This is a genomic window from Corynebacterium sp. HMSC064H12, from assembly GCF_001809925.1.
In the GTDB taxonomy this organism is placed as follows: domain Bacteria; phylum Actinomycetota; class Actinomycetes; order Mycobacteriales; family Mycobacteriaceae; genus Corynebacterium; species Corynebacterium jeikeium_D.
In genome coordinates this window covers 37329-52797 of the sequence record NZ_KV799355.1, presented here as the reverse complement: position 1 = coordinate 52797, position 15469 = coordinate 37329, and the positions used below count along the sequence as shown (strand labels likewise).

Below are 15469 nucleotides of genomic sequence, written 5' to 3'. Positions count from 1 at the left end.
CCGACTTGGGAGGAATGTGTCTTCCGAGCTGTCTTTTCTGAGACAAACAATCTAGAAGTGAAAGGCGCTGACCCCGATAATGGGATCTACACAAACGCCACAAGTAAAAACGCAAGAAAAGAAGTCGGGCGGTTTTCTTAAGAACCTGCCGACCGACCCGTTGATCTTCACGACGGCGATGGGTTTCATTGTCCTCTTTGTGGCAGTGACCATAGCGCTGGGGGATACCGCTCGGGATGCCTACTCGGCCGCTTCCGATTGGGTTACGTCTAACATGGGCTGGCTGTTCATCGGTGGTGTCTCGGCAAGCTTTATCTTCCTCATCGGCTTGTTTGTGTCCCGCTACGGACGCATCCAGCTTGGCGATGATGACGAAGAGCCCGAATACACCATCGCCGAGTGGTTCGGCATGCTCTTCGCCGGTGGTACTGGCTCCATGCTGATGTTCTGGGGTGTGGCTGAACCGCTCAACCACGCTTACAACCCGCCGTTCGGTCAAGAGCCGATGAGCCGCGAAGCTCAGAACACTGCGATGGCATTTACCATCTACCACCTGGGTATTCACATGTGGGTCATCATGGCGCTGCCGGGGCTCGCGCTGGGGTACTTCATTTACAAGCGTCACCTGCCGCCGCGCGTCTCCTCCATCTTCGCGCCGCTGCTCGGTACCCGCATCTACTCATGGCCGGGCAAGCTTATCGACGCCGTCGCCATCATCGGTACCGTCGTCGGTATCGCGGTATCGGTGGGCATGGGTGCGCTGCAGATTAACTCCGGTGCTGCACGTGTAATCGGTACCCCGGAAAGCTCGATGGTGCAGCTCATTCTGATTGCCATCATTATTGTGATTGCCTCGATTTCCGTGGCCCGCGGTCTGGACAAAGGTATTAAGGTGTTGTCCAATGCGAACATTTGGGCCGCCATGGCATTGATGGTCTTCGTGCTGCTCATGGGCCCGACATTGACGCTGCTGCGCCAGACCGTCGATACGACAGGTGTCTACTTGGATGCGCTGCCTCGCATCATGTTCTGGACTGACTCCTACGACGTCAACCCGAATTGGAAACAGGGCGCCTGGACGGTCTTCTACTGGGCCTGGACAATCTGCTGGTCGCCATTTGTGGGCATGTTCGTCGCCCGTATTTCCCGCGGCCGTACTGTGCGTCAGTTCATTGCCGGTGTGATTGCACTGCCGACAATCGTGTCAATCATGTGGTTCTCTATCTTCGGCCGCGCTGGCTTCGAACTGGAAAATGAGCAGCCCGGTATTCTGACCAAACCAGTTGTCGAGGGCGGAGACCCGTCACCGGCGCTCTTTATCCTCCTGGAGCAGTTCCCGTTGGCAACGCTTGTCAGTGTGTTTGCGCTCTTTGTGATTATGATCTTCTTCGTCACTTCCATCGACTCGGCTTCGATGGTGATGGACATGATGTCTACCGGTGAGGAAAACAAGACTCCGACCTTCTACCGCGTGCTGTGGGGCGTCATGATTGGTGCAGTGGCAGCTTCTCTGCTGCTGATTTCTGGTGAAACCGCACTGGAAGCGCTGCAATCTGCGGTGATCGTCATCGGTGTACCGTTCTTCTTCCTCCACTTTGTGATGATGTACTCCTTGGTCAAAGGCATGAGTGATGACCACATGGCAGTGCGCAAGCCGGTTACCCGCCAGTGGGAGAAGACCGATACTCCAGAGAAGTTGGAGAAGCACGAAGCCGCACCCGCGCCGGGCTACGACGAAGAGGGCAATGAGCTGCCGCGCTTTGAGTACACCCACGATGAAGAGGGACGTCTGGTTATTCAGTCCGATGTGGTCGTTGAAGGCGAGTTTGAGTCTGGCGAAAAGTCGGAATCAGAGAGCCCAGAGGAGTCGGGGACGAAGTCTGAGTCGTAGTAGAGCACGGTCGCAGTAGTGCCCGGCACTTGTGGCCACGCTATTCACCTATCGTTGCGCTGTAGCGTGGCCATCAGTGAGTAGCTCATCGATAGGAGCGAAGGCAAAGGCCGTAGCCAAACAAAAACGCCGCCCGGCGGAAACCATAAGCAGTTTCCGTGGGCGGCGTCGCTGTGTTCGTCGTAAAGCAAGTGTGGCGTTAAGCCGTGATTAGCTTTACTCGTAGGTGCCTCGGAGGTCCTTGTAGTCCTCATCGTGCCAATCCACGTTGGCCTGGTCCTTGGTGGTGACACCGACATCAGGCTGATGCGGGACCTTCGCAATGATGTTGCGGCGGGCGCGGCCGGCGCGGAGCTGGCTTTCGATGCGCTCAGCAAGGTTGGCAAGGCCGAAGTTGATGGCAATGAGAATGATTGCTACGACGACCAGCGATGGAATCATGGCGCCGTAGTACTCGCCAAGCTGGCGGCCAGAGCGGACAACCTCGACGTAGCCAATCATGTAACCCAGCGCGGAGTCCTTCAGCGCAATGACCATCTGCGAGATAATCGCCGGCAGCATGGCGGCGACTGCCTGCGGCAGCAAAATAGTGACCATCGTCTGGCGGTGGGAGAGACCCAGCGCAATCGCAGCCTCACGCTGGCCCTTCGGCAGCGACTCGATGCCGGAACGCAGTGTCTCGCCAATGACGGAGCCGTTGTACATGGTCAGGCCAAACACAACGGCGGCAAAGCCGAGGTAGTTCGACGGAAACAGCTGCCAAAGCGCGAACACCGAGTAGGCAAACAGCATGAGCACCAGCACCGGAATGGCGCGGAAGAACTCGACAATCACCGAGCACAGCCAGCGCACCGGTGCGACCGGGCTCAGCCTGCCGACGCCCAGGAGAGCGCCAATAACCAGTGCCAACACAATAGAGACCACAGCCGCGATAATGGTGCTGACCAAGCCGGGCAGAATGTACGTGGTCCAAGTGGTGGATTCGAGGAAGAACGACCACTTATTCGCCTCGAACTGGCCCTTGTCGGCCAGTTTCATTCCGACCCCGGCGAGGATCGCAACGGTGATTGCAGCCACGATCCAGGTGAGGGTTCGGTTGAAGCGCTGAGCCTTGGGGCCCGGCGCGTCGTAAAGAACTGTTGCGCGAGTAGCCATTAGCGCTTCACCGCCCATCGCTTGCCAGCCCAGCCGAAGAACAGGCCGGTCGGCAGAGTCAGAATAATAAAGCCGACAGCGATGATGCCGAAGATAATCAGGATATCGCTGGCGTAGTTTTCGGTCATGGTCTTCATCAGCAGCGACGCTTCAGCCACACCGATTACCGAGGCAATCGTGGTGTTCTTGGTCAGCGCGATCAGGGTGTTGCCGAGCGGCACGATAGCGCCACGGAACGCCTGCGGGAAGATGATGTAGCGGAAGCTTTGGCCGAAGCTAAGCCCCAGGGAGCGGGCGGCTTCGGCCTGCCCGAACGGCACAGTATTAATACCGGCGCGCAGGGACTCCGCAACGAAGCACGAGGTGTAGGCAACGAAGGCCAACACCGCGAGACGGAAGTTCTGCTTGACAATGAAGGAGTCATTCTCCGCAGCCAGCAGCAGCCCCAAGTTGTAGTAGAGACCCATCGAGGCCAGCAGCACAATCAACGTCAGCGGGGTATTGCGGACAATGTTGATGTACCAGGTCGACAGGGTACGCAGGATTCCCACGGGGCTCACACGCATAGCGGTGAGAAGCGTGCCAAAAATCAGGGAACCAATTGCCGAGGCAACCGTCAGCTTGATGGTCACCCAGAAAGCCGGAAGCAGTTCCGGTCCCATTTCACTCCATAGTTCTGGATTCATTGTTTGCTCGCACCCCTTCCTACTTCTTCTCTACGAACGACAGATCGCCGATTGCCGGCTTGTCGTCGAGCTCGAACTTGTCGCCCAAATGCTTCTTCAGGATCTTCTGAAGCTCACCGGTGTCGTACAGCGACTCCAGCGCCTCATTGATGGCCTCACGGCTGGCATCATCACCCTTGGGCAGGCCGATGCCGTAGTACTCATTGGTCCAGTAGGAACCATCGGGGTTGCGCAGCTCGACCACGCGGAAGTCGTCGCCGAAGCGCTCCTTGTAGCGCTGGGCGAAGCCCGCGAGAATAGTCGCATCGGTGGTCAGAGCATCGACGACACCCTGCTTCACACCTTCCGCGCACGCGGCGTAGGTATCGAACTCCTGCAGCTGCACCTCCGGTAGAGCGTCCTTGACTTTCTGCGCTGGGGTGGAGCCGGATACAGAACACAGGCGAGTGCCCGGGGCGACGTCGTCAAGCCCCTGGATGCCCTCGGAACCGCGCACCAACAGTGCCTGGTGCGTGACCAGGTACGGGCCGGCGAAGTCGACGGCAGCCAGGCGGCCAGCGTTGATGGAGTAGGTGGCGGCGATCATGTTGACCTCGCCGTTGTTAATCAGCGTCTCGCGCTGAGCGGACGGGGTCTCGCGCCACTCCATCTCGGGCACATCCCAACCGTTCTTGTTGGCGATGTACTCAATGACGTAGCGGGAAACATCGTTGTCGACGCCCGCGAACTCACGGTCCGGAGTGCGCTCACCGAGACCCGGCTGGTCAAACTTCGTACCCAGCGTCACGTGCCCGGCTTCGATATCGGCCAGCAGGTTTCGGGGTCCGCCGCTACCGCAGGCCGCGAGGCTCATTGTCGTGGCAACAGCTACGACAGCCGCCGCAACTCGCTTGCCGACGACACCTCGGCGGCCCTGGTTGCGACTGCGTCCCCGGCCTCCTCGTAATAGTGAAAGCTTCATGGTGACCAGCCCCGCCTAGTGTCCGACGATCTTGGCCAAGAAGTCCTTGGCGCGATCGCTCTGCGGGTTGGTGAAGAAGGTCTCCGGGTCGGTGTCTTCGACAATCGCACCGTCGGCCATGAACAGGATGCGGTCGGCCACGCGGCGGGCGAAGCTCATCTCGTGGGTGACACAGACCATGGTCATGCCGCCCTTGGCCAGGTCGGTCATGACATCGAGGACCTCGTTGATCATTTCCGGGTCGAGCGCGGAGGTGGGCTCGTCGAAAAGCATGACCTTCGGGTCCATGGCCAGGGCGCGTGCGATGGCGACGCGCTGCTGCTGACCGCCGGAGAGCTGCGCCGGGTACTTGTCAGCCTGTTCCGCAATGCCGACACGGGCGAGCAGCTTGTCCGCACGCTCGCGGGCCTCGGCTTTGGAGATCTTGCGGACCTTCAGTGGGGCCAACGTGACATTGTCGCGAATGGTCATGTGGCTGAAGAGGTTGAACTGCTGGAAGACCATGCCGACCTCAGCGCGCAGGCGGGTGAGTTCCTTACCTTCTTCGGGAAGGAGCTTGCCGTTGATGCGAATTTCGCCGCTGTCGATGGTTTCCAGGCGGTTGATGGTTCGGCACAGTGTGGATTTACCAGAGCCGGAGGGGCCGAGGATAACTACGACCTGGCCAGCTGGGATTTCCAGGTTGATGTCGCGCAAAGCGTGGTAATCGCCGTAGTGCTTGTTCACCTCGGCAATCGAAATCATGCTCTGTGGTGTGGATGATTCAGTCATGGGGGAAAGTATAGGTGACTCACGACACATAACTGCTATCGGTGTTCCTTGTCCGATATTCACCTGTAAAAAGTGACTGCACACCAATTAGTTCTAAAGATCCACGCGATGGCGCTGCGCAACAGGCTTGCGGCCATGTACGAACCAGTAGAAAACGGCCGCGAGAACCACCACAACCGCCAGGCCTGCGTACATCTTGTCGAAGCCAATCGTGGCAGCTACCGAGCCCAACACGATTGGGCCGAGGCCGATGCCTGCATCGACAAGCAAGAGCAGCGTAGAGATACCCGTGCCCAACTTGTGCGCCGGCGCCAGGTGTACGGAGATGGTCTGGCACGCCGGCATCAGCGTGCCGTAGCCCAGGCCGCAGAGCGCGCCAGCGGCGATGACGTGCCAGTCAGAGGTTGCGAAAGCCAGAACAAGGAGCGAGATGGTGAAGCACACCAGGCCGATGGCAATTACCGGGTTGTCGCCGCGGCGATCCTGTAGGCGTCCCAGCGAGAAGCGTGCTGCCATCATCGCCACCGCATAGGCGATGAAGAAGAAGCTGGCGCCCCTAGTCAGGCCGCCCAGCTGAGAGTATCGGTTCAAAAACGTAATCACGCCCGCATACGCCAGGCCGATGAGCAGCATGAACAGGCCGATCGGCACCACTCTCGGCGTCATGATGTCATCGAAGGAAAATGTGCGCTTCGTCTCGCTTGCCGACGAATCCTCGGTGACCTCGGCCTTGGTTTCCGCAGTGGTGGGCCCGTTGTGTTGTGGCAGAACGAGTGCTAGCACCAGTCCGACAATGGACAGGCCGAGGGCTGTGGCAAAGAGGACGCTGTAGCCGACCGAGCCAATAAGGGCTAGGCCGAGAGCTGGGCCAATCGCGGTGGCCAGGGTGGTGCCGAGCGAGATATAGCCAGTTCCCTCTGCGCGGCGCGAAGCCGGAATAGCGGTCTGGGCGGCGGCCATCACGGCGGTGGAAGCTAATGCGTAGGTCAGGCCGTGGATGATGCGGATTGCAATCAGGACCGGCAGGGATGCGGCCCAAATGTAGGCGGCACAGGCTGCCACGATGACAGCGAGCGAGCCAAGCATGATTCTGCGACCACCGAAGGTGTCCACCAAGTAGCCGGAAAAGAGTCGCGCGATGGTGGCGCCGACCACGAAAGAACTGGCAGCGAAGCCACCGGCGGCATCTGAGGCGGAGAAGCGCTGGACGGCGTAGAGCGCCATGACCGTGATTGAAAGGTAGAACACCAGGTACATGCTGAAGTTAATCAGCCAGCTGATGATGAACGCGGGGGAGAAGAGCTTGTCTTGCCCGTGCTGCTCGTCCTGCTCGTTCTGTCTGCGCCTGTTCTGCGTGGTCGTATGCGTTGTCATGCTGAAAATACGGTCTCTTTTCTCGTTTGAAAACGATCGTGGAATTAGTGCTGTGGCAAAACTGCTTCCCGGCATTTGTATTATGCAAAAATGCAGTTAGGGGTCGAATTATAACAATTGATTTGTATGATGCAAACGCGCTTTTTCGGCCTTAACCCCATCCGCGGCGCGCTAGAATAGGAGCTGTTCAGCAAACAGATACATCCCGCAGGCCCATTAAAGGGCCGACATATAGGCGACAAGAGGATTGACTGCCATCGTGCGAAACGACGACCTAGCCGCGCTCGTTTACGAGAACATGCTGCTATCTCGGGTGAGCTCCAGTGGCTACCGACCACATCGCAAGGGCATCCTGTTGGATCGCTCCGCCGCAGCACTACTGGCACGACTGGAAGCGCAGCCGGATATGACAGTCGCTGAGCTTTCCGATGCGCTGGGGCTGGACATTTCTACGGTGCACCGCCAGCTGGCCGCCGCCATGCGGCAGGGGTATATCGCGAAGAGGTCCGCGCCGTCGTCAAGCGCGAAGGTGCATAGCGCGACCGACAAGGGGCTAGAGCTGCTGCACCGGGAAATCGAGGCGCGTAAGAAAACCGTCGATGACATTACGCATGACTGGGAGGACTCGGAGCTCGTGGAGTTCGTGCGATTGATGCGCAAATTCAACGAAGGCGTGGAAGAAATGCGTGGTCACCCATGGCCTAGATAACCGCGGATGCCGGGGTCATGGAATACTTGAGGGCGTGGCTGAGAAAAAGAAGATTGCAAACGTCCTTGCTAACCGATACGCCTCTGCGACTCTGGCGGAGTTGTGGAGCCCTGAGTACAAGATCATCCTCGAGCGCAAGCTCTGGATTGCAGTTTTGAAGGCCCAGGTCGCCCGCGGAATTGAGGTTCCGGAGGGCACTATCGAGGCGTATGAGAAGGTCATCGACCAAGTTGACCTCGACTCCATTGCCGCCCGTGAGCGTATTACTCGCCACGATGTGAAGGCCCGCATTGAAGAGTTCTGTGAACTGGCTGGCACCGAGCACATTCACAAGGGAATGACCTCACGAGACCTGACTGAAAACGTCGAGCAGCTGCAGGTTCTGCAGTCGCTGAAGGTCGTGCGTGACAAGGCCGTTGCCGTTGCCGCCCGCACTGCTGAGAAGGCCTCCGAGTACCAGTCGCTGGTCATGGCGGGTCGTTCCCACAACGTCGCCGCGCAGGCAACTACTTTGGGCAAGCGCTTCGCCTCCGCTGCGGACGAGATGCTGCTGGGCATCGAGCGCGTAGAAGACCTGATTTCCCGCTACCCACTGCGTGGCATCAAGGGCCCGATGGGTACCGCCCAGGACATGCTGGATCTGCTTGACGGTGATGAGTCCGCACTGGCCTCCCTCGAAAACGAAATCGCTGAAGGCCTCGGCTTCGACCGCGTCTTTGACTCCGTTGGTCAGGTCTACCCGCGCACCCTCGACTTCGACGCTCTGTCCGCACTGGTCGAGCTGGGCGCAGGCCCGGCGTCGCTGGCCACCACCATCCGCCTGATGGCCGGTAATGAGACCGTCACCGAGGGCTTCAAGGAAGGCCAGGTCGGTTCTTCCGCCATGCCGCACAAGATGAATGCCCGCTCCTGTGAGCGCGTCCACGGTTTCCAGGTCATTCTGCGTGGTTACATGACCATGCTCTCCGAGTACGCCGGTACTCAGTGGAACGAAGGCGACGTTTCCTGCTCCGTGGTTCGCCGCGTTGCACTGCCGGATGCCTTCTTCGCCATGGACGGCATGTTCGAAACCTTCCTCACCGTCCTGTCCGAGTTCGGTGCATTCCCGGCCATGATCGACCGTGAGCTGGAGCGCTACCTGCCGTTCCTGGCTTCCACCAAGATCCTCATGGCAGCCGTTCGCGCTGGTATGGGCCGCGAGGAAGCCCACGAGATTATCAAGGAGCACGCCGTCGCCACCGCACTGGATATGCGCGAAAAGGGCGCTGAGCAGAATCTCACTGAACGTCTCGCTGCAGATGAGCGTTTCCCGCTGGATGCCGCAGGGCTTGCCGACGCTCTGGCGAACCGCCATGCGTTCATCGGTGCCGCGGAATCCCAGGTTGACCGCGTAGTTGCACGTGTGCAGGCTGTCGTGGACAAGTACCCAGAGGCCGCGACCTACAAGCCGGGCGAGATTCTGTAGCTTCGCGAGCGTCACGCGCGAAACGCGTAAACGCAAAAACGTAAAGACGCAAGGTCCCTTGAAAAACTCTGTCACTTTGGGGGCAGAGTTTTTCTTTGTTTGTTGGCGAAAGCGCCAGTGAGCAGCCAACTTCCTCGGTACGATGAGCGGTAAGTATCGAAACCTCTACGCGAAAGGTGCCCGACGTGACATCGGCTGTTAGGACTTCGCTTTCTCGCCCAGGTGCCACATTGAATGTGTTGCGCTGGGTTCCAGAAAATGACAAGGGCGCGCCCATTACTCCTAAGGGAGTGGTGCAGATTGTCCACGGCATGGTCGAGTACGCCAACCGCTACGCCAAGTTCGCCGAGTACCTCGTATCCCAGGGCTATGCCGTCGTCGCGCACGACCATCGCGGCCACGGTATGACCAAGACGGATGCTGGCATCCCGGGCTACTTCGCTGACTACGGTGGCTGGAACTTGATTCTCGAAGACCTCCACGCGGTGCGCCAGTACGTTGATGCTGAATTCCCAGGCAGCAAGCACTATATTCTCGGCCACTCCATGGGGTCGCTTCTGACTCGTAACTACATCGCCAAGTACGGCGAGGGGCTCACCGGCGTCATTATCATGGGCACCGTGTCGTGGCCAGGGGCTAAGGGCGACGCGGGAATGAAGGTGGCAAACCTGCTGGCTAAGATTCGTCCTACCGCGCCGGGCAAGCTGCTCAACACTCTCACCTTTGCTGATTACAACAAGGACTTTGAGCGCCGCACTAAGTTTGATTGGCTCACCCGCGACCACAAGATTGTCGATGCTTATATTGCGGACGACAAGTGTGGTTTCGTTCCCACCAATGCCTTTTTCCGCGACCTTCTCGTCGGCACGCACTACGCGAACTCGCCTGAAGCCTATGAGAAAGCGCCTGATGAGCTGCCGCTTTTCGTGGTTTCCGGTGCCGTTGATCCGGCGGGTGGCGCTGCCTGTGTGACTGAGGTCGTGGGCAAATACCTGAACGCGGGCAAGAAGGACGTGCGCTTTAAGGTCTATCCGGATGGTCGCCATGAGATTCTCAACGAGTTGAATAAGGAAGAGGTCTACTCCGACATTGTGGCGTGGTTGGAGTCCCGCTAGGGGGAGCTGGTTAATAGACAAAAAGTATGCCCGTTCGGCGGGTCGACCGGTGGGCATCTTTTGCTACTTATCCCAATGCGAGTTACTGACTGCGTTTATGTCAGCGGCGGCAGGGCGATGCAAGTTACTGACTGCGTTTATGACAAAAATGGCCTGAAAAATTGCCTGAAAGTGTCATAAACTCATACAGTTTCACATTTGCAGCCCGTAATCATATTTGGCGCCCGTAATTTTTGGGGTCTGCCCAGTCATTATCTTGAGAATCAGACATACTTTTGTCATGTAACGTTCTTTTTACGCTTGAAGATTTACGCTTGAAGAAAAGGAACCGACCACATGATCAGAAGAAGACAACTCTCAGCGGTCGTGCTCTCCATCTCCATGCTGCTGGTGCTCGTAGGCTCTTTTGCGGGAATCACAACAGGGCGTGCACAGGCGCAAGAGGCCGCGAGTACTATCTCGCCAACCATGGTGATCCTGGATGCTTCAGGGTCAATGCTTGCCGACGACGCGGGCGGCCAGACCCGAATGGAGGCAGCGAAGACTGCCACGAGTAAGTTCGCGGGATCGGTGTCAGAGGACTCCGAAATTGGGTTCATGGTCTACGGCACGGAAGTTGGCAATTCGCCGGAGGAGCGGGAAGCTGGCTGTCAGGACATCACCACGCTGCTGCCCGTGCAGGCGGGTAACTCGGCGAAGATTCCTGCTGAAGTAGGAAAGGTCCAAGCCTCCGGCCACACCCCGATGGGGCCTGCGCTGCGTCAGGCTGCCGATGAGTTGCCGAAAGAAGGGCAACGTTCGATTGTGTTGGTCTCCGATGGTGAGGACACCTGTGCTCCGCCACCGGTGTGCGAGGTAGCCAAGGAACTCAAGCAGCAGGGCATTGACCTGGTCATCAACACAGTTGGTTTCCTCGTTGATGCGGGCGCACGTGCTGAACTGGAGTGCATTGCTGAGGCCACTGGCGGTGAGTACCTGGACGCCCAGGACTCCGATTCGCTGGCTGAGTCCATGAAGACGCTGGCGACCCGCACCGCACGCACCGCGCAGTCCAGCGCGCAAGAGATACAGGGCGGCGACGCTCCTACGAGCGCTACCCAGGTGCCTGCCGACGTGGAAACGTTCTCGACCAAGCTGCGGGAAAAGACTCCTGAGTCCGAGCGCAGCATCGGTAATCAGGAAGGCGACGGTGCTGAGTACTTCTCCGTCCCGGTTGCTGAGGGAGAGCGGCTTGCAATTAGTGCGGCCACGGTGCCGGGAGCGTCGTCAGGCGCGACTTTGATGGACCTAGATGTCCGCAACTTCGCGCTCACTATGCATTTGGACGACAGCAGTTGCTTCCTTGCCAATGATTTCGGCAATGGCATCATCGACTCCAATGGCCCCTTTTTCGCATCGATAACAACCAAGCAGTCCGGAGGAGCGGAGGGGGACTGTAAGTCGGGCAATATGGTGTTCTCCGTGGCCCGAAAAGGAGGCCCCTTCGAAGGTCAGGACATTCCTGCAGAAGTAACCATCAAGCGTTTCGCCAACGAAAACCTGACTGATGTGCCGGAGGCGTTCCCGTCCGACAAGGAGAGCTTGACCCCTCCGCCCGCGACACCGGAAGCGGATCAGGCTAAGAAGGTCACCCCAGGTTCGTGGTTCGATGACGCCACGGAACTTACTGCCGACAGCATCAGCAGCGTCACGGCCGACATCGTTCCTGGTGAGACACACGTGTACAAGATCAAGTCCGAGTATGGGCAGCAGCTCCGCGGCGCCGTCAAACTCATTGACGCCCCAGAAGCGGACAAGCTTGCACAGATCTCCGGCCTGGATATCAAGACGCTGAACTCGGCACGCCAGCTCGCCGGCAGCGAGGAAAACCGTCCGGCCAATGAACACCAGATCGGTGAAGAGACTACATTTGGTAACTCGGCCCGGATTAACTATCGCAATCGGATCGGCGAAGATAGTGAAAAGTCGGGCGATTACGAGGCTGAAAGAGCCTGGTTGGATGGCGACCAGTACATCGTTGTCTTCTTCAACAACAGCTGGGGTGCCGGTCAATCCCACGATGTCGCGGGTGTTCAAAACGTCCCGGTGACTTACCAGCTGACCACGGAGTTGGTCGGCGAGAAGATTCCGGGCCCAGCTTTTGAACAGGTCGCGCACAAGTCGCCAAGTAGCGAGGCCCCGACTAGTAGCCAGCAGAATCCGAAGGGCACCGAAGAAAACGAGGATGACGGCTCTTCCAACATGATGTGGTTCTCTATTGGTGCAGTTCTGTTAGCCGTCGTCGGCGCGGCAATCGCGTTGACCCGTAAGTAACGCTAGAGCGTCCAGTACACGCCGAATCGGTCAGGCTTGACGACGGCTTCCGTGCCCTCGGCAACCTCAGCGCCTGTTAGGCCAAGCGCTTGGCAGGCGCTTTCGACCTCTTCGGCCGAATCGCTGGAGAGGCGCATCGCCACACCGTCGCCGAAGGTGAAATTGTGCATGCCCGGCGAGTCGAGCGTCATGAAATTCCCTGACCCGAAAAGCCGGTTGTATACCTCGGTGGCGGCGGCAGCCTGTGGTTCGCCGCCTGTCCACATGAAGTAGGGAATAACGGCGGGATTCGCTGTCTTTGCGGCAGCGTCCGTGCTTGCAGCCCCGCTGGTTAAGGAATCAATCATCAGTTGCCAGTTGACCCCATTGCCGTCGACCAACCAGCCAAAGAGCGGCGAGAAATCGTAGCTGGTCAGGGGCATGAGCGTAGCACCACCGCTGATGGTTTCATCACCCGCCATCAGATGCTCCCACAGTCTGCGCAGCTGGTTTTCCTGACCAGGGGCAAATCGCACCATAAAAGACACAGCGGGGGTTAATCGGCGGTTCCCGTTCTCAATGAGTTCAAAGTCCATCCCGCCGATGGTGAGCGTGGTGGAGTTGGGCTTGATGTTGGAGTGAAAACCTTCGGCGTAAAACCGCGCAGCGGCGCGGGGGTCGTCGTTAAGCGCGATCACGGCCGAGATAGAAACAGTCATGAAAATGAGCCTAACGACGAGCGCCTAACCGCGCAGAGAACGCAGCGTTTGATCCTAGTCAGTGAAGAATCTTCATACGGCGATATCCCCAGTAACGCTGCGCTGATTAGGGGATTTCAGTTAGTGGCGTGGGCTCTGCTCGCGAACTAGGTCTGCAAATCTGTTGATGTAGTCGCGAACAAAGTCCTCAGTGCTTGACGACGTGAATTCTCCTTGTTCGTCAATGAGTGTTGGCGATTGTCCCAGGAAGACCTCTGGCTGACCGAGCATCGGCATGTCGAAGTACGACAGCGCGAGTCGCAAGTTCTTCTGAGAGCTATAACCGCCCATACGGCCGACGGAGTGGCTGATAATTCCCGCGGGCAGGTTCTTCCATGCCACATCACCGTTGGGCTTAGATCCGATGTCAACGGCATTCTTCAGAGCTGCAGGAATTGTGCGGTTGTTTTCTGGGGTGACAAATAGGATGCCATCGCTGGCTTTAATGGTTTCCCGGAAACTGGTGTATTCCGCGGGAGTCGCAATATCGGACACTGCGGGGTCGTCGTAGTCGAAGTTGTAGAGAGGGAGGTCACGAATCTCGACGATGTCGACTTTGAAGTCATCGGGGAAGTACGTGGCTGCCTTGAGTGCAATCTTTCGTGCATAGGAGGCTCGACGCAAGCTTCCTACCAGGATAGAAATCTGTGCAGTCATGCGAATGTTCCTTTCTTAGGATGTATGGGGAAAGACGTGGATTTAGAAATCCCAGTCTTCATCTGCGGTGTCTTCGGCTTTTCCGATGACATATGCGGAGCCAGAACCGGAGAAAAAGTCGTGGTTTTCATCTGACCCCGGGGTGAGGGCGGCGAGAATCTCGGGCTTGAATGCGGTCTCATCATGGTTAAACCGCTGCGGGTAACCCAAGTTCATGAGCGCTTTGTTGGCGTTGTATCGAATGAAGTTGGCAACGTCGTCGTAAAGCCCGAGTGGTTGGTATAGGGCTTCGGAGTACCTTAGTTCGAGCTGGTATAGCTCGTCGAGAAGCTCGAAGACGAAAGCCTTCATCTGCGTTTGCGTGGCGGTGTCGTAGGTTTCTACGCCTCGCTGGAATTTGTAGCCGGAGTAATAGCCGTGAACAGCTTTGTCACGCAGAATCAGGCGCACCATGTCGGCGGTATTGGTCAGGATGCCACGTGATGCGAAGTGCAGCGGGAGGTAGAAGCCGGCGTAGAGCGAGAAGGACGAAAGAAGCGTTGCTGCCGCCTTTCGCTTGAGTGGAACGTCGCCGTAATAGTGTTTGAGCACAGCTTTTGACCGAGCCTGCAGGATGTCATTGGCGACTGCCCATTGGTAGGCAGCGTCGATGTCAGGGGTATTGGATAGCGTAGAAAATACTGAAGAATAAGACTTTGCATGCACTGCTTGCATGAAAGCGATATTCGTGTAGACGGCCTCTTCATGTTCGGTGCGGGCATCTTGAATTTGGGAAATCTCCCCGACAGACGCCTGGACTGTGTCGAGCATGGTCAGTCCGGTGAAGACCTTCATGGTCAGCTCGCGTTCTAGATCGGTGAGACGTCGCCAGTCTGCAAGGTCATTGGACAGCGGAACTTTTTCGGGCAGCCAAAAATTTGCTGTTAGGCGATTCCACACTTCGAGATCTTTGTCATCTTGCACTCGGTTCCAGTTGATTGGCCGAAGGCGGGCAGCTGGGTCCTTTCGAAAAGACGGTGGCGTAGTTGAATAGCTGTAGATGTTCAAGAAGTAGCGCTCCTCCAGAATTTTTCCAGGCCCTCTTTGACGTTCTCCACATCGTGGTCTGTCCCCAGTAGCTCATAGTGGTATAGCTCCGGAACCTGGCATTTTGCAGAAATGATGGCTCCGGCTATGCAAAAGTCGGTGCCGAAATTTGTGTTGCCCGAGGTGATGACACCGCGGATGAAACTCCTGTTGGTTTCGTCGTTGAGAAAAGCGATGACTTGCTTAGGTACCGCGCGGCGCCGACATCCGCCACCATAAGTCGGTGTGATCAGGACAAATGGGCTGCAAACGCGAATCATTCCGTCTTTTCGCGGATGTAACGGGATGCGTGCTGCTGGTTGAGCCAGCTTTTGGACGAACCGGTGAGTGTTTTCAGAAGCACTGGAGAAGTACACGATTCGGGGTGACTCCTCCGGTGGGAGTTCCGTGAAAGTCAGCGGCGTCTTCGATGATGAAGACACTCGATTACCTCCTATGTTCAATGGATTGAACATAAAATAGAGGAGTGAATGGGGTGTCAACAAGGCGTTGCCTACATGCGGTTGAAAAGTGCTTAGTCACGCAATTGCGAAGTAAAGCCGCGACTCT

14 protein-coding genes are annotated in these 15469 nt (G+C 57.6%); 5 read left to right on the top strand and 9 right to left on the bottom strand.

The window, feature by feature from the left end:
• The first annotated feature begins 79 nt into the window (after positions 1-79).
• Positions 80-1891: a BCCT family transporter gene (locus tag HMPREF2681_RS09045; RefSeq protein WP_070546874.1), complete on the top strand. Its 1812-nt coding sequence runs from the start codon at positions 80-82 to the stop codon at positions 1889-1891.
• A gap of 216 nt (positions 1892-2107) precedes the next feature.
• Here HMPREF2681_RS09045 and HMPREF2681_RS09040 read toward each other — a convergent pair whose 3' ends face one another.
• The 5 genes from HMPREF2681_RS09040 to HMPREF2681_RS09020 form a co-directional block, all read right to left on the bottom strand.
• Positions 2108-3046 carry an amino acid ABC transporter permease gene (locus HMPREF2681_RS09040; protein WP_070438833.1) on the bottom strand — a complete coding sequence of 313 codons (939 nt, stop codon included), beginning with the start codon at positions 3044-3046 and terminating at the stop codon, positions 2108-2110.
• Positions 3046-3732 carry an amino acid ABC transporter permease gene (locus HMPREF2681_RS09035; protein WP_070546871.1) on the bottom strand — a complete coding sequence of 229 codons (687 nt, stop codon included), beginning with the start codon at positions 3730-3732 and terminating at the stop codon, positions 3046-3048. Before HMPREF2681_RS09035 ends, HMPREF2681_RS09040 begins: the two co-directional genes overlap by 1 nt.
• 19 nt (positions 3733-3751) lie before the next feature.
• Complete coding sequence (locus HMPREF2681_RS09030; RefSeq protein WP_016421414.1) at positions 3752-4693, bottom strand: glutamate ABC transporter substrate-binding protein; 942 nt, start codon at positions 4691-4693, stop codon at positions 3752-3754.
• Positions 4694-4708: 15 nt separating this feature from the next.
• A complete protein-coding gene (locus HMPREF2681_RS09025; RefSeq protein ID WP_042388208.1) occupies positions 4709-5437 on the bottom strand; it encodes an amino acid ABC transporter ATP-binding protein in 729 nt (242 codons plus the stop codon).
• Between the two features lie 120 nt (positions 5438-5557).
• Positions 5558-6838: an MFS transporter gene (locus HMPREF2681_RS09020; protein ID WP_070438806.1), complete on the bottom strand. Its 1281-nt coding sequence runs from the start codon at positions 6836-6838 to the stop codon at positions 5558-5560.
• A 259-nt stretch (positions 6839-7097) separates the two neighbouring features.
• Between HMPREF2681_RS09020 and HMPREF2681_RS09015 the strand changes: the two genes are divergently transcribed.
• The 4 genes from HMPREF2681_RS09015 to HMPREF2681_RS09000 all read left to right on the top strand — a co-directional run bounded on the left by HMPREF2681_RS09015 (position 7098) and on the right by HMPREF2681_RS09000 (position 12440).
• The gene (locus tag HMPREF2681_RS09015) at positions 7098-7547 is read left to right on the top strand and encodes a MarR family winged helix-turn-helix transcriptional regulator (RefSeq protein WP_070438830.1); all 450 of its coding nucleotides are present in this window, start codon (positions 7098-7100) and stop codon (positions 7545-7547) included.
• 34 nt (positions 7548-7581) lie between these two features.
• Complete coding sequence (gene purB / locus HMPREF2681_RS09010) at positions 7582-9012, top strand: adenylosuccinate lyase (protein WP_070546868.1); 1431 nt, start codon at positions 7582-7584, stop codon at positions 9010-9012.
• Positions 9013-9197: 185 nt separating this feature from the next.
• On the top strand, positions 9198-10127 hold the full coding sequence (locus HMPREF2681_RS09005) for an alpha/beta fold hydrolase (RefSeq protein ID WP_049172165.1): 930 nt from the start codon (positions 9198-9200) through the stop codon (positions 10125-10127).
• 336 nt (positions 10128-10463) lie between these two features.
• Positions 10464-12440 (top strand): vWA domain-containing protein, encoded by a 1977-nt coding sequence (locus HMPREF2681_RS09000; RefSeq protein ID WP_070546865.1) that lies wholly within the window; start codon positions 10464-10466, stop codon positions 12438-12440.
• Between the two features lie 2 nt (positions 12441-12442).
• Here HMPREF2681_RS09000 and HMPREF2681_RS08995 read toward each other — a convergent pair whose 3' ends face one another.
• From HMPREF2681_RS08995 to nrdI, 4 genes are all read right to left on the bottom strand, one after another.
• Positions 12443-13138: a VOC family protein gene (locus tag HMPREF2681_RS08995; RefSeq protein WP_070546863.1), complete on the bottom strand. Its 696-nt coding sequence runs from the start codon at positions 13136-13138 to the stop codon at positions 12443-12445.
• 120 nt (positions 13139-13258) lie between these two features.
• Positions 13259-13834: an NADPH-dependent FMN reductase gene (locus HMPREF2681_RS08990; protein ID WP_016421405.1), complete on the bottom strand. Its 576-nt coding sequence runs from the start codon at positions 13832-13834 to the stop codon at positions 13259-13261.
• Positions 13835-13876: 42 nt separating this feature from the next.
• Positions 13877-14881 carry a class 1b ribonucleoside-diphosphate reductase subunit beta gene (nrdF, locus tag HMPREF2681_RS08985; RefSeq protein ID WP_083301610.1) on the bottom strand — a complete coding sequence of 335 codons (1005 nt, stop codon included), beginning with the start codon at positions 14879-14881 and terminating at the stop codon, positions 13877-13879.
• Positions 14878-15342, bottom strand: coding sequence for a class Ib ribonucleoside-diphosphate reductase assembly flavoprotein NrdI (gene nrdI, locus HMPREF2681_RS08980; protein WP_080971522.1), 465 nt, complete (start codon positions 15340-15342; stop codon positions 14878-14880). The genes nrdF and nrdI overlap by 4 nt, the downstream gene beginning before the upstream one ends.
• Positions 15343-15469 lie beyond the last annotated feature (127 nt).